16 protein-coding genes are annotated in these 12,980 nt (G+C 60.9%); all 16 read left to right on the top strand.

The genetic code is table 11. The annotated features are described in order from the left end of the window. Position 1: 1 nt before the first annotated feature. Positions 2 to 592: a terminase small subunit gene (locus AC3WMT_RS15360; protein WP_103305117.1), complete on the top strand. Its 591-nt coding sequence runs from the start codon at positions 2 to 4 to the stop codon at positions 590 to 592. Between the two features lie 4 nt (positions 593 to 596). Continuing rightward, positions 597 to 2,621 (top strand): phage terminase large subunit family protein, encoded by a 2,025-nt coding sequence (locus tag AC3WMT_RS15355; protein ID WP_103305118.1) that lies wholly within the window; start codon positions 597 to 599, stop codon positions 2,619 to 2,621. 1 nt (position 2,622) lies between these two features. Then, positions 2,623 to 2,829, top strand: coding sequence for a phage head-tail joining protein (locus AC3WMT_RS15350; RefSeq protein ID WP_008087653.1), 207 nt, complete (start codon positions 2,623 to 2,625; stop codon positions 2,827 to 2,829). After that, the gene (locus AC3WMT_RS15345) at positions 2,829 to 4,310 is read left to right on the top strand and encodes a phage portal protein (RefSeq protein WP_103305119.1); all 1,482 of its coding nucleotides are present in this window, start codon (positions 2,829 to 2,831) and stop codon (positions 4,308 to 4,310) included. Before AC3WMT_RS15350 ends, AC3WMT_RS15345 begins: the two co-directional genes overlap by 1 nt. Further along, a complete protein-coding gene (locus AC3WMT_RS15340; RefSeq protein ID WP_103305120.1) occupies positions 4,307 to 5,461 on the top strand; it encodes a head maturation protease, ClpP-related in 1,155 nt (384 codons plus the stop codon). The genes AC3WMT_RS15345 and AC3WMT_RS15340 overlap by 4 nt, the downstream gene beginning before the upstream one ends. Next, positions 5,458 to 5,802, top strand: coding sequence for a head decoration protein (locus AC3WMT_RS15335; RefSeq protein WP_103305121.1), 345 nt, complete (start codon positions 5,458 to 5,460; stop codon positions 5,800 to 5,802). Before AC3WMT_RS15340 ends, AC3WMT_RS15335 begins: the two co-directional genes overlap by 4 nt. Before the next feature lie 63 nt (positions 5,803 to 5,865). Then, a complete protein-coding gene (locus AC3WMT_RS15330; protein ID WP_492577850.1) occupies positions 5,866 to 6,861 on the top strand; it encodes a major capsid protein in 996 nt (331 codons plus the stop codon). Between the two features lie 2 nt (positions 6,862 to 6,863). Continuing rightward, complete coding sequence (locus AC3WMT_RS15325; protein ID WP_103305123.1) at positions 6,864 to 7,184, top strand: head-tail joining protein; 321 nt, start codon at positions 6,864 to 6,866, stop codon at positions 7,182 to 7,184. Beyond that, complete coding sequence (locus AC3WMT_RS15320) at positions 7,181 to 7,846, top strand: hypothetical protein (protein WP_103305124.1); 666 nt, start codon at positions 7,181 to 7,183, stop codon at positions 7,844 to 7,846. Before AC3WMT_RS15325 ends, AC3WMT_RS15320 begins: the two co-directional genes overlap by 4 nt. Next, the gene (locus tag AC3WMT_RS15315; RefSeq protein ID WP_103305125.1) at positions 7,839 to 8,354 is read left to right on the top strand and encodes a hypothetical protein; all 516 of its coding nucleotides are present in this window, start codon (positions 7,839 to 7,841) and stop codon (positions 8,352 to 8,354) included. Before AC3WMT_RS15320 ends, AC3WMT_RS15315 begins: the two co-directional genes overlap by 8 nt. A 29-nt stretch (positions 8,355 to 8,383) precedes the next feature. Beyond that, positions 8,384 to 8,920 (top strand): phage baseplate assembly protein V, encoded by a 537-nt coding sequence (locus AC3WMT_RS15310; RefSeq protein WP_177431427.1) that lies wholly within the window; start codon positions 8,384 to 8,386, stop codon positions 8,918 to 8,920. 52 nt (positions 8,921 to 8,972) lie between these two features. Then, complete coding sequence (locus tag AC3WMT_RS15305; protein ID WP_256583559.1) at positions 8,973 to 9,221, top strand: hypothetical protein; 249 nt, start codon at positions 8,973 to 8,975, stop codon at positions 9,219 to 9,221. 5 nt (positions 9,222 to 9,226) lie between these two features. Beyond that, positions 9,227 to 9,553, top strand: coding sequence for a GPW/gp25 family protein (locus AC3WMT_RS15300; RefSeq protein ID WP_122505839.1), 327 nt, complete (start codon positions 9,227 to 9,229; stop codon positions 9,551 to 9,553). Beyond that, positions 9,550 to 10,431 carry a baseplate assembly protein gene (locus AC3WMT_RS15295; protein WP_492577848.1) on the top strand — a complete coding sequence of 294 codons (882 nt, stop codon included), beginning with the start codon at positions 9,550 to 9,552 and terminating at the stop codon, positions 10,429 to 10,431. Before AC3WMT_RS15300 ends, AC3WMT_RS15295 begins: the two co-directional genes overlap by 4 nt. Position 10,432: 1 nt before the next feature. Further along, positions 10,433 to 11,041, top strand: coding sequence for a phage tail protein I (locus AC3WMT_RS15290; protein ID WP_103306362.1), 609 nt, complete (start codon positions 10,433 to 10,435; stop codon positions 11,039 to 11,041). Next, a complete protein-coding gene (locus AC3WMT_RS15285) occupies positions 11,034 to 12,980 on the top strand; it encodes a phage tail protein (protein ID WP_103306361.1) in 1,947 nt (648 codons plus the stop codon). Before AC3WMT_RS15290 ends, AC3WMT_RS15285 begins: the two co-directional genes overlap by 8 nt.

The following is a 12,980-nucleotide window of genomic DNA, read 5'->3' as shown; positions in this document are numbered from 1 at the left end:
CATGACTGTTATCAGCAAAACGGAGTTTGCGGCCCGGCGCGGTTGGGCCAAGTCCTATGTTTCCAAATTGGCCAGCCAGGATCGGCTGGTGCTTACCGAAAACGGCAAGATCGACCTTGAAGCCACGGAGGCGCTGCTCGATAAAACCAGCGACCCTAGTAAGGCCGCCGTTGCCGAACGTCACCAGCAGGACCGGATTCAGCGTGACGTTTACAGCCAACTGTCCCCACTGACCGAGCCGACTTCCACGGCTGCGCCGCCGCAACTTATACCCGTCGACGGTAAGCACCCTGACTACCAGAAATCTCGCGCGCTGCGCGAGCACAACATGGCCAAACTGGCCGAGATCGAACTGGGCAAGGCGCAAGGTTCGTTGGTGTCCAGAGAGGCCGTGGAGACCGGCGCCTACGACGCTGGCCGCTTGCTGCGCGACCAGCTGTTCGGACCGTTGCCTCAGCTGTCGTATGACCTGGCAGCAATGACGGATCCCTGGCAGATCGAAAAGCACCTAACCGCGACAATTCGACGAACGCTGGAAGAGGCCGAGCGCCTCTCCTCAGCAGATCTTGAACATGCCATGACATCGGATTGAACCCATGCACACGGAATTTTCTGACGGTGCAAAGGTGTACCGTGAGAACTACTTCCGTGGACTGCGCCCGGATCCAGACCTCTGGATCGATGAATGGGCCGACGAGTACATGCGAATCCCGCGTGACACCGGTGCCCCTGAGCCCGGCCAGTACCGCACCTCGCGGACACCGTATGCCCGCGAGCCAATGCGCTGCCTGTCGCCGGCTCACCCTTGCAGACGCGTGATCACCATGGTGGCCTCGCAGTTGATGAAAACCCAGATCGCCCTGAACTGGATGGGTGGCCTGATCCACATGGCGCCGTCAAACATCTTGGCGCTGCTCCCCAGCCTTGGCCTGTCCAAGCGGGTATCCGGGCGGATAAGCAAGACCATCAAGGCCACTCCCGTTCTGCGCGAGCGGGTCGCGGCCACCCGCTCGCGGGACGCACGCAACACGATGGACACCAAGGAATTCGAGGGTGGCTCGCTGTACGTCACCACCGCCGGTTCTGCGGCCAACCTTTCGGAGCTGTCGGCGCGTTATATCTACGGCGACGAAGTCGACCGCTGGGAGAATGACGTCGGCCAGGAGGGTGACCCCATCAAGCTGGCAGAGACACGGGCGACCAACTTCGGTCGCAACGCCAAGATCTACTTCTCCAGCTCGCCGACGATCAAAGGCGCCTCACGGATCTCCGACCTGTTCGAGTCCAGCGACCAGCGCTATTACTACGTGCCATGCCCTACCTGCGGCCATATGCAGGTACTGGAGTGGGAGCGGCTGCACTACAGCAAGGACTTCAGCACCGTACATTACGAGTGCGCTGCGCCTGAATGCGACGTGCTGATCGAAGAGCATCACAAGAGTGACATGCTCGCCCGAGGCGCGTGGCGCGCTCATGCGGGTGGCGACGGCAAGACCGTTGGCTTTCATCTCAATGCGCTGTACTCGCCGACCGGCTGGATGGACTGGGCGTCACTTGCCATCGAGTTTGAGGACGCCAAAAAAGCCCAGGCTCAAGGTGATACGAGCCTGATGCAGGTGTTCTACAACACACGTCTCGCGAAGGTCTGGGACAGCGCACTCGAACAGACCAAGGCCGAAGTGCTGATCGCTCGGGCGCGGCTGGAGAACTACACCCTCGGCGCGATGCCGTCTGGTGTGCTGATGCTGACCGGCGCCGTCGACGTTCAGGCCAATCGTCTGGAAATGATGGTGATCGGCTTCGGCATAGGCATGGAACGGTGGGTTGTTGACCATCAGATCATCTGGGGTGACCCAGCAGACGAACGCACCTGGGCGGTGCTGGACGAAAAACTCAAAGCTCGATACCGGCATCCTTGTGGTGTGGGGCTGGCGATTCTCGCCGTGGGTGTCGACTCCGGTGGTCACCACACCGACGAGGTCTATCAGTTCTGTCGCGTTCGCCGCTGGCGCAACATCTTCGCCATCAAGGGCGCAAGCAAGCCTGGCAGGCCAGTGATTGCACAGCGCCCGTCCATGGTCGACGTGACCTGGAAGGGCCAGACCGAACGCAACGGCGCCGAACTGTGGTTCGTCGGTACCGACACCGCCAAAGACTGGATCTACAACCGCTATCCATTCCCGGATGGTCCGGGATCGCTGCACTTTGCCAATGACCTGCCGGACGAATTCTTCGCCCAGTGCGTCGCCGAGCGCAAAGTCGTGCGCTACGTGCGCGGCCATAAGCGCATCGAATGGGTGAAGGGCAAGGCTGAGCGGAACGAAGCGCTCGACCTGATGGTGTACTGCCTCGCGATGGCGCATTACCTCGGCATCAACCGCTATCAGGAACACGATTGGGACAGGGTGCGACAAGCCCTGGCCCAGTCCGGCTTGTTCGATGACGCCTTAAGCATCAAGCCTGTTCAGGGCGAGCGACTTGATGCTGAGCAAACGCCGGCGCCCGCGGCTGTACGCCAAGCCCAACCCGCACCACCTCCCGCTGCACCGGTTACACAGTCACGACCGGCAGCCCCCCCTCAACGCCGCAGCTCCGCCAGCGGCTATCTGAAGAGACGCTGATATGTCCTTTACAAAAAAGCACCTCGACGCGGTTGAGGCGGCCATTGCTCGCGGTGAGAAAACTGTGCGCTACACCGACCGTACCGTGGAATACCGCACGGTCGATGAACTGCTCAAGGCGCGCGAGGAAATACGCTCGTCGCTGGCAAGTGCAGCTGGGCCACGTTCGCGCGTGGTCCGGCTGTACCATGCAGGGAAGGGGGTCTGATGGCCCGACACTTCCCAACACTGACCCGTAACGGATTTGTGCTGCCGTCCAACATCAAGGCCAGTTACGAAGGCGCTGGAGAAGGGCGCCGATCCACTGGCTGGGACGCTCCCGACAACGGAATCAACAGCATCAACACCCCGGCACTGCGCAACCTGCGGTCGCGCTCACGGGCAGCGGTTCGCAATGACCCGTATGCCTTCAACGTCATCGACAAGCGGGTCAGCAACCTGATCGGCACGGGCATCACCCCGCGGCCGACGACCGACGACGATGCCTTGCGCAAACTGCTGCAGGAGCTGTGGGGGGATTGGGTTGATGAGTCGGATGCGGATGATCGCACCGATTTTTACGGCCAGCAGGCGCTGGTGGCGCGCACGGTAGAAACATCGGGTGAATGCTTCGTTCGCTTGCGTCCTCGCAGTCTGGACGAAGGCTTGGCGGTTCCGCTGCAGTTGCAGATCCTGGCGCCGGAGTTCGTACCACACGACAAATTTGAGAGCACCAAGAACGGCAACGTCATCCGCGCCGGTATCGAGTTCACCCCCGGCGGCAAGCGGGTGGCGTACTGGATGTACCTGTCGCATCCGCGCGATGCAGCCTCGCTGAACGCCGGCTACAACCAGCTGGTCCGTGTGCCGGCGGCTCAGGTGCTGCACATCTTCGAACCGGTGGAGCCTGGCCAGTTGCGCGGTGTGCCGCGATTGTCGCCAGTGCTCAAACGTCTGCGCAGTCTCGACAACTACGACGACGCGGTGCTGTTCCGCCAAGAGGTGGCCAACCTGTTTGCCGGTTTCATCAAACGGCCGGCGCCGGAGTCGGGGCAGACACCACGCGATCCAGTCACCGGCGCCTTGCTGGATTTGGACCGCGACGGCTTCACCCCTATGGTCGCGCTCGAACCCGGCACCATGCAGGAGCTGGGAGCAGGTGAGGAGGTTGAGTTCTCCAAACCACCAGACGCCGGCAACAACTATCCGGACTTCATGCGGCAGCAACTGATGGCTGCAGCAGCGGGGTCTGGCACGCCTTACGAAATCCTTACCGGTGACATGCGTGGGATCAATGACCGGGCGCTGCGTGTGGTGCTTAACGAGTTTCGGCGCCGCCTGGAACAACTGCAATTCAGCGTGTACGTGCATCAACTCTGCCGCCCGGTGCGAGCCGCATGGATGGACATGGCGGTGCTGTCGGGTGTCCTGGTGCTGGACGATTACGCACAGAAACGCCGCCAGTACCTGCGTACCCGTTGGGTGCCACAAGGCTGGGCCTATATCCAGCCGGTACAGGACGTGCAGGCACGCCGGATGGAAGTACAGGCCGGGTTTTCTTCTCGCAGCGAGATGGTGCTGCGCACCGGCTACGATGCCGAAACGGTCGATCTTGAAAACGCCGCCGATCTGGCACGGGCCACAAAACTGGGCCTCAACTACAACACCCTTGATGCCGTCGAAGACACCGACGACAAGGAGCAACCATGAGCAAACAAGCGCGACCGCGCATTTACAACCGCGCGGGCAAGCGCGTCGAGGTTCAGGACAAGACTTGGTACGCCCTGCAGGCCAGTGGAGAGGCCACCGAGCGAGTGATCGAGGTTTTTGTCTATGGCGAGATCGGCGCGTGGGGCATCACTGCCAATCAGTTCGTGCAGGATCTGCGCGCCATGGATGATGGTGTGTCTCCGGTAGTGGCCGCGTTCAATAGCATCGGCGGCGACCTGTTCGACGGTATGGCCATGCACAACGCGCTGTCGCGTTTGGGCGAGCGCTGCACCGGGCGGATCGATGCGCTCGCCGCCAGTGCTGCCAGTGTCGCCGTGTGCGGTGCCCACCGCGTGGTCATCGCTTCCAACGCAATGCTGATGATTCACAACCCGTGGACCTACGCCGCCGGTGATGCGGAAGACTTCCGTAAGGTCGCCGACGTCCTCGACCAGACCATGGAAGCGATCATCGCCGCGTACAAGGCCAAGGCGCCCGACATTGATGAGGTGGAGCTGCGGCGTTTGGTGGCGGCTGAAACCTGGCTGACCGCCAACGAAGCGGTGGCTTTGGGGCTGGCTGATGAAGTGGGCGACGGGGTCAAGGTCAAAGCCTGTCTCGGTCAAGGCGCGGTGCTGCAACGATTCCAGAACGCACCAGCTGAATTACTGGCCCAGCTCGAAGAGCCACCAGAGCCGGATCCGGAACTCGAACCTGTCGATCCGCCGCTGGTGCCGCCTGTAGTCGACTCGGCCAAGTTGGCATTGATGATCACTCAGCGCTGCACGGCGGCGGGCATCAGCAACCTGATCGAGCCGCTGCTCAAGTCCACCCAGCTTGAAAGCGAAGAGATCGTTTTAGCGGGTCTGGCACGCGCCAAGGCGGTGAACGACCTCTGCGTGGCCGCGCGTCTGCCTGAATTCAGCGCCGAGTATGTCGCGGCCGGTCTGGATTCGGCGGCGGTGCGGGCGCGTCTTTTCGACAAGATCGTTACCAGCGGCAAGGGATTTGAAATCGACAACAGCCTGCCACTGGACGATGACCCAGCGCCCAAGGTGCTGGCCAAACAACCTGACCCAAACTCGATTTGGGCTGCTCGCCAAGCGGCTCAAACTGGAACCGCGCACGGCGCGAAAGGAGCACGAGCATGACCATCAAACAGGAACCGATGCACGCAGGTGAATTCCTGCTGTCCGAGGGCGCCGGCACGATCTCGCGCGAAGCGATCAATGTCGCGGCGGGTCCAGCATTGTGGCCGGGACAAATTCTCGGGCTGGTGACCGCCTGCGGCGAATTCGCACCGTACAACCCAACGGCAGAGGACGGCACTGAAAACGCTGTCGCCATTCTCTACGGTCCGCTCGGCGAATCCGACGTGGTGCGTCGCGGTCGCGCTGTGGTGCGGCTGGCTGAGGTCAGTGAGGTGCATTTGACCGGCCTCGATCCGGCTGCCGAGAAAGCCTTGGCCGCACATTTGCTGATCGTCCGCTAAGACGTTTCATTCATCTATATGCATCCCGCCGCGTGCGGGATTTTTCGTTTCTGGAGAGTACCCATGGCCGATATCGCCATTTTTGACGACGAAGCGTTTACCGTTACCTCGCTGACCGCTGCACTCAATGATCAACCCTACCTGCCAGGGCGCATCAGCGCACTGGGGCTGTTCCGCGAGGAAGGCATTACCACCCTGACCGTGCAGATTGAAAAGGACGGCGACACCCTGGCACTGGTCCCTGCTGGCGAGCGTGGTGGTTCTGGCCTGGTGGTCGCGGCCAGCAAGCGCAACCTGATCCCGTTCAACACCGTGCACCTGCCGGAGCGCTTCACGATCAAGGCTGACGAGATCCAAGGCATCCGTGCCTTCGGCACTCGCACTGAACTGCAGGCGGTACAGGACGTGGTGAATGCGCGCCTGGCGAAGGCGCGGCGGCAGTTGGACGCCACGCATGAGTTTCAGCGCATGGGCGCACTGAACGGCCAGATCCTTGACGCCGATGGCAAGACCGTACTGCTGGATCTCTATGAACGCTTCGGTGTGCAGCGTCAGAGGCTGCCCATGGGCTTGGCGGACCCAAAAACAAAGCTTCGTGTTAAATGCGTTGAGGCGCTGGATATGCAGGAAGATGCGCTCGGCAGTGTGACCAGCACCGGTTCTCGCGCCTTCTGCGGCAAGACCTTTTGGAACAGCCTGATCGTCCACGATGCAGTCGAGAAAACGTATCTCAATAGTCAGCAAGCGGCAGCTTTGCGAGGCGATGCCCGGGAAAGTTTCGAGTTTGGTGGCATTACCTGGGAGCGCTACCGTGGCAAGGTCGCTGGTGTTTCTTTTGTCCACGATGATCAGGCGTTGCTGGTTCCGGAAGGTGTGCCGGATCTGTACATCTCGGTGTTCGCGCCGGCTGACTACATGGAAACGGTCAACACCCAGGGCATTCCGTACTACAGCAAGATCGAGCCGCTGCCCTTCAACAAAGGCATGGCCGGTGAGGCGCAGTCCAACCCACTGCACCTGTGCACTCGACCGCGTGCCCAAGTCCTGCTGGAACTCTGACCGTGGGCTTTCGCGATCTGATCGCCGACGTCGACGCGGCGGTGTTCGAAACGCTGGGCGATACGGCGCGGATCGAAGGTCGCGAGGTGCCAGTGTTCGGCATGTTTGCCGCGCCCTGGCTGCAACCCAAGTTCGGCAAGCTCAACACCGGGTTGCGCGAGCCTCGCTTCGAGATCCGCGTCAGCGATTCGCAAGGTCTGGAACAGGGCATGCTGGTCAGCGTTGACCTACCTGCGCTGGATGGCGGCGGTGACTACGACCTGATCCAGCTCGAACCGAGTGGCGACGGACTGGTCGCCCTGATTCTGAGGTTGCGCCCATGAGTGTCGGCAGCTATTTCAAACCCTCGGTCGGGGGCGGGATAATTTCCATCCAATCCTCGGCCGCAGACTTTCAGGCGTTCCAGGACTTTGCCAAGGTGGTGCCGAAAGCGGCTGCTGCGGCGCACCGGCGAGCGATCAACAAAACGTTGGGAAGGTTGCGCACGCACATCGCCCGAGCCGTCAGCCGGTCGGAACGCATTGCCGTAGCAGCGGTACGTCAGCGGTTGCGCAGCTATCCAGTTTCCGGCGCGGCCGCGAGCGGCAAACTGTGGTTCGGGTTGAACAGCATCGAATCCAGCCGGATCGGCCGGGCGCGGCAGACCGGGAGCGGTGTGTCGGTGGCGGGGCGGCGTTACCAGGGTGCCTTTCTCAAGAAGGTCTACGGCAATAAGCCCGACATCTGGATCCGCACAGCCAGCAAGCATTTCAACGGGGACGACTACCCAGACAGCACGGTGTCCCCCGGTCGCGGGCCAAGTTCGGGTTGGGTCGCTGAAAATGGTAGTCGTTTCCCGCTGGCCAAAGCCAAGGTGTCGCTGGAGCAAGCCCGGCCGCATTTCGACACCTGGGTCAAAAAGGCAGACGAGATCCTGTTGGCGATTCTCAAACAAGAACTCAACTTTGAGCTGCAGAAATACCTTAAGAGGATCGGCAATGTCTGAAGAACCCTTCAGCCTGGACCAGCTTTATCGGGCGGTAGAACAGCATCTGCGTACCCAATTGCCTGGCGTTCAAGCCGTCACAGCCTGGCCAGACATTAAGAATCGCGTGTTGCTGCCAGCGGTGTTTTTGGAGGTGGCCGAAATCGAGCCGGGTACCGATATCGGCACCGGCGAAACCTCGCTGCTCTGCAAGTTCGAGGCTCGTATCATCGTCGACCCGATCAAGCCGCACCATCATCAACAGGCCGTGCAATTGGCGACGCAGTTAGCGGTGCTGCTGCGTGCGCAGACGTGGGGGTTGGCAGTTGAACCCGCCGAGTTTGTGCAATCGCTGCAGGACTGGACCCAACCGCATCTGGATGGATACACCGTGTGGCTGGTGGAGTGGACTCAGCAAGTCTATCTCGGCCCGGAGGAATGGCTCTGGCCGGACGAACCGCCGGGGATGTTGCTAATTGGCTTTCAGGAAGACGTCAAAGAGGATTTTGTCCCAGCGGAGGCGATGTGAGCAGCTACGCGAGCGCCCAGCATGACCGCATGATTGCGGGGGCGATCAAGGCTTGCTACGTGGTCGCGGTGGACCTGTCCGCCTCACCGCCGGTGTGTCGCGTGTCAGACGGCAGTGAATGGGTCAGCGCTTGGGTGCGCTGGCACAGCATCGCCGCCGGCAAGGCCAGGCACTGGCGGGCGCCGTCTTTGGGCGAGCAGGGCAGTTTGATCAGTCCCAGCGGTGACGTGTCACAAGGCACGTTTGTCCCGGGCTTGTATGGCAATGCCGGACCGCCGCCAGACAACCGCGACCACGTCGAGGTTTGGCGTTTCGATGATGGCGGCTCGCTGGTCTACGACTGGCAGGCCAAGAGCTACAGCATCACCCTGCCCAGCGGTACGGTCAGCATCAAAGTGGCCAGCACGGAAGCGGTTGTAACTGATAGCGCCGTGAGCGTGACCACCGGCAACATCAATCTGAAAGCGGCGGTGATGATCGACGGCGCGCTGCACGTTACCAAGGGCATCACCAGCGCCGGCGCAATCATTGACGCCACCGGCAACAGCAATCACCACACGCATTAATTCATTCACGACAGCCCGCCCAGTGCGGGCTTTTTCATGCCTGGAGAAATACATGGCCAAGATCGATACGACCGTCACCGAGGTGCAAGCGTCCTCGGAATCGGCAATTACATCCTCACCGTTCTCATCGCCGGAGTTTCTGAAATTCCGCGACAAACTCTACACGTCGCGACTGTTGATCGTGCCCGGTACTGACCGTTCCTATCCGGTCGAGAAGGCGGCGGTCGTGGTGCCGGTCTCCGACATCGAAGCGGTCAAGTTCCTGAAAGCCAGCGAAGAATACGAGCCGTTCAAGGAGTGACATCGATGATCGGAATGGATCGCCACACCGGCCTACCCATATCCGGCATCGAGCACCTGCGGCAATCCATTGCCGACATCTTGAGCACGCCGCTGGGCAGTCGCCGGCACCGTATGGAGTACGGCAGCAAGCTACGGCGGTTTGTCGATTTACCCATCAACGAAGGCTGGAAAAGTGCCGTACAGGCTGAGGTTGCCCGCGCTCTGGGGCGCTGGGAGCCGCGTTTGAAGTTGGATCAGGTGCGCGTCATTTCCGTCATTGGCGGGCAAATCAATTTGCAAATCGTCGGGAAGTACCTGGGCGACAGCGTCACGTTGGAGGTGGCCGCATGAGTACCGTAGATCTGTCGTCGCTGCCCGCGCCGACCGTGCTGGAGCCTCTGGACTTCGAAGAGGTTTATCAGGACGGGCTGAGCGTGTTTCGCGGGTACATGGGTAGTAACTGGACGGCCGCGCTGGAAAGCGATCCAGTGGTCAAAGTGCTGGAGGTCGGGGCTTACAACAAAGTCGGCAACCGCGCCCGCGTTAATGACGCCGGCAAGGGGCTGTTACTGGCGCACGCCATTCGCGGCGACCTCGATCACCTGGGGGCGAACGTCAATCTGACGCGCCTGGTCATTCAAGCCGAGGATCTGCTGGCAGTGCCACCGGTGCCCAAGGTCATGGAAGACGACGATCCGTTTCGCGAACGCATCCAGTTGGCCTATGAAGGTTTGACTACGGCCGGCCCGCGCAACAGCTACATCCTACATGCGCGTAATGCCTCGGGGCTGGTTGCAGACGCCACGGCTGAAAGCCCGGCGCCTTGTTACGTCACGGTCACGGTGCTGGGGTTGGACGGGGAGGGCGAAGCGCCGCCGGAGCTGCTGGCGACGGTGGCCGCTGCGCTGAATGACGATGACGTGCGGCCGGTTGCTGATCGGGTGACCGTGCAGAGCGCGCAGGTGATCCGCTACGAGATTGACGCCATTTTGCACATGGCCAGCGCTGGCCCTGAAGCGGATGCCAGTTTGGCCGAGGCGAAAAGCCGTTTGGCAACCTGGATAAATCCCCGCAAGCGGCTGGGCGTCGAGGTCGCCCGCTCCGCTGTTGACGCCCAGTTGCACGTTGCCGGCGTTGCCCGGGTTGAGTTGGTTGGGTGGCAGGATCTGGCACCGACCAAGGCACAAGCGGCGTTCTGTACGCGGTACAACGTGAGGCTGGCAGGTTGATATGAAAAGTCTACTGCCGCTCAACAGCACGCAACTGGAACGGGCCATGGAGGCCGCGTTTTTCGAAAAGACGATTGTCCCACTGCGCGACCTCTACAACGCCGATACCTGTCCGGTGCATCTGCTGCCGCATCTGGCCTGGGCATGGTCGGTGGATCGCTGGGACTACCGGTGGACGGAGGCGACCAAACGCGCGGCAATCAGGGCGTCGTACTACATCCACAAGCACAAGGGCACCATCGGCGCATTGCGCCGCGTGGTCGAGCCGCTGGGCTACCTGATCGAGATCGTCGAGTGGTTCCAGACCTTGCCCGAAGGGATGCCGGGCACCTTTGCCTTGAAAGTCGGCGTACTCGATACCGGTATCACCGAGGAAATGTATCAGGAGCTTGAACGCCTGATCGACGACGCCAAGCCCGTCAGTCGTCAGTTGACCGGGCTGGCCATTAGCCTCGAAACAAAAGGCGATCTGAATATCGCTGTGTCCCTCTACGAAGGCGACGAAATCGACGTTTACCCACCCGTCATGCGTGACATCGAGGTCACTGGCAGCTTTGGCGTGGTCGGTCGCGAACACTCCATAGATCACCTGGACGTTTATTATGATTGATGCGAATTCGCAATTTTTTGCGATCCTCACGAACGTGGGGATGGCCAAGCAGGCGAACGCCGACGCGCTCGGCGTTGCCTGGAAGATCACCGAGATGGGCGTGGGGGATGCTAACCCGACCGGGATTGAAAACCCGCCTAACCCCGTCCCTTCAGCCTCCCAAACCAAGCTAATCAACGAGTGGCGGCGTCGGCCGCTGAACCAGCTCAGAATTGACACGGTCAACTCGGCCGTGATCATCGCCGAGCAGATCATTCCCGCCGATGAGGGTGGTCGCTGGATTCGCGAGTTGGGTTTGTACGATTCGGACGGTGATCTGGTGGCGGTGGCCAACTGCGCGCCGAGCTTCAAGCCACTGCTGTCGCAAGGGTCGGGCCGCACGCAGGTTGTGCGAATGAACATGGTCGTTACGAGTAACGCAAGCATCACGCTGAAGATCGATCCGTCCGTGGTGCTAGCCACACGGGAATTCGTAGAGACGCGGATTCTGGAAGAGCTGGACAAGCTCGACCGCAAGCAGTCAGTGCGCGCGGCCACGACGGCCAACATCGCGCTGACCGGTTTGCAGGTGGTGGATGGCGTTTCGCTGAATGCCGGCGACCGTGTGTTGGTAAAGAATCAAGCGGCTGCTAAGGATAACGGCCCCTACGTCGTTGCCGTCGGTGCCTGGACGCGGGCCAAGGATGCTGATAATAGCGCGAAGGTCACCCCGAATCTGACGGTGGCGGTCGAGGTTGGCGCGACTCAGTCGGACACCATTTGGCAATTGGTGACGGATGGCACGATTGTAGTGGGCACGACCCCGCTGACGTTTCAAGACATCACTGCCGGCCTTGCCCGGTTGCTCTCGCCAAGTTTCGCCGGCAACCCGACCGCACCGACCCCGGTGCAATTCGACGCCAGTAAGTCGATTCCGACGACGGAGTTTTTGAAACAGCGCGGGGTCGAGTTTTCCGGGTTCACGACGAACAGCGCGAGCTTGGTGCTTACCGCCGCGCACGTCGGTGGGCTTCACAGTTTTTCCAGTGCGGCGCAGCTCATTGCGACGTTGCCGCCGACGCTCGGTGTGGCCCAGGGTGCGACTATCACGCTGGTTTGCGCCGGCGTCGGCGGGCTGAACGTCGTGGCGGCAGCGGGCGATGTGGTGTACACCTCGACCGGCATTTCTGGGGCGTTGCTGCTGGCGTTGGGTGACACGGCTGAATTCATCCGGCTACAGGGTCAGTGGCGGCTCGTCGGTGGCTCAGTGTTGCTTCGCTTTGCGGGAACGATGAGCGGGCCAAACTTCACCACGCAACCGAGATTCGATAGTGGGAAGTCGTTAGCAACGACCGAGTTTGTGCAGCGGTCGCTCGGAAGTTTTTCGGATTACTTGGAGCTAAGCGCCAACACGGTGTTATCAGCTGCTGATGTCGGCAAAGTGATCAAGTCGGGCGTGGTTGATGTAACGCTGCCATCGCTCGCCAGTGTTCCAAACGGCGCAGCCATCTTGGTGCGAACAGGCCAAGGTGGAAGGCTATTGGTTCAAGGTACTGACCAATTGTTTGGCATGTTGGGAGCGATTGCCACGCCGTATGTAATTGTGCAACCGCAAGCATTCCACATCGTCAAAGTGGGTACTGCTTGGCAGATCCTGTCTGGAGATGGCGCGTTGATGTCTTCGGCGCTCTTTGCAGCCTCTCTTGCGCCTAGTGCTGCCAGCCAGCAATTGCCGGGGCTGATGATCAAAGTGGGGAATATTTCCAACGCTTCCACCGCAGCAACCATTCCGCTGACGTTTCCGGTGTCGTTTCCGAATGCCTGTGTCGCCCTGGTGCTTACGCCATGGACAACCGGTGGCGGTGCGTACATGCATAACGGGCGGGACAAATCTGGCGCCACCATTTCCAAAGGGACTAACGCCGCCTATTACTTTGACTACATCGCAATCGGGTATTAA

It is taken from the genome of Pseudomonas sp. FW305-7 (assembly GCF_058786735.1).
This window is presented reverse-complemented; position numbering and strand designations above follow the sequence as displayed.

Coding starts and splice junctions, on each gene's coding strand:
- AC3WMT_RS15360 (WP_103305117.1), top strand. CDS start 2: ATGACTGTTATCAGCAAAACGGAGTTTGCGGCCCGGCGCGGTTGGGCC.
- AC3WMT_RS15355 (WP_103305118.1), top strand. CDS start 597: ATGCACACGGAATTTTCTGACGGTGCAAAGGTGTACCGTGAGAACTAC.
- AC3WMT_RS15350 (WP_008087653.1), top strand. CDS start 2,623: ATGTCCTTTACAAAAAAGCACCTCGACGCGGTTGAGGCGGCCATTGCT.
- AC3WMT_RS15345 (WP_103305119.1), top strand. CDS start 2,829: ATGGCCCGACACTTCCCAACACTGACCCGTAACGGATTTGTGCTGCCG.
- AC3WMT_RS15340 (WP_103305120.1), top strand. CDS start 4,307: ATGAGCAAACAAGCGCGACCGCGCATTTACAACCGCGCGGGCAAGCGC.
- AC3WMT_RS15335 (WP_103305121.1), top strand. CDS start 5,458: ATGACCATCAAACAGGAACCGATGCACGCAGGTGAATTCCTGCTGTCC.
- AC3WMT_RS15330 (WP_492577850.1), top strand. CDS start 5,866: ATGGCCGATATCGCCATTTTTGACGACGAAGCGTTTACCGTTACCTCG.
- AC3WMT_RS15320 (WP_103305124.1), top strand. CDS start 7,181: ATGAGTGTCGGCAGCTATTTCAAACCCTCGGTCGGGGGCGGGATAATT.
- AC3WMT_RS15315 (WP_103305125.1), top strand. CDS start 7,839: ATGTCTGAAGAACCCTTCAGCCTGGACCAGCTTTATCGGGCGGTAGAA.
- AC3WMT_RS15310 (WP_177431427.1), top strand. CDS start 8,384: ATGATTGCGGGGGCGATCAAGGCTTGCTACGTGGTCGCGGTGGACCTG.
- AC3WMT_RS15305 (WP_256583559.1), top strand. CDS start 8,973: ATGGCCAAGATCGATACGACCGTCACCGAGGTGCAAGCGTCCTCGGAA.
- AC3WMT_RS15300 (WP_122505839.1), top strand. CDS start 9,227: ATGATCGGAATGGATCGCCACACCGGCCTACCCATATCCGGCATCGAG.
- AC3WMT_RS15295 (WP_492577848.1), top strand. CDS start 9,550: ATGAGTACCGTAGATCTGTCGTCGCTGCCCGCGCCGACCGTGCTGGAG.
- AC3WMT_RS15290 (WP_103306362.1), top strand. CDS start 10,433: ATGAAAAGTCTACTGCCGCTCAACAGCACGCAACTGGAACGGGCCATG.
- AC3WMT_RS15285 (WP_103306361.1), top strand. CDS start 11,034: ATGATTGATGCGAATTCGCAATTTTTTGCGATCCTCACGAACGTGGGG.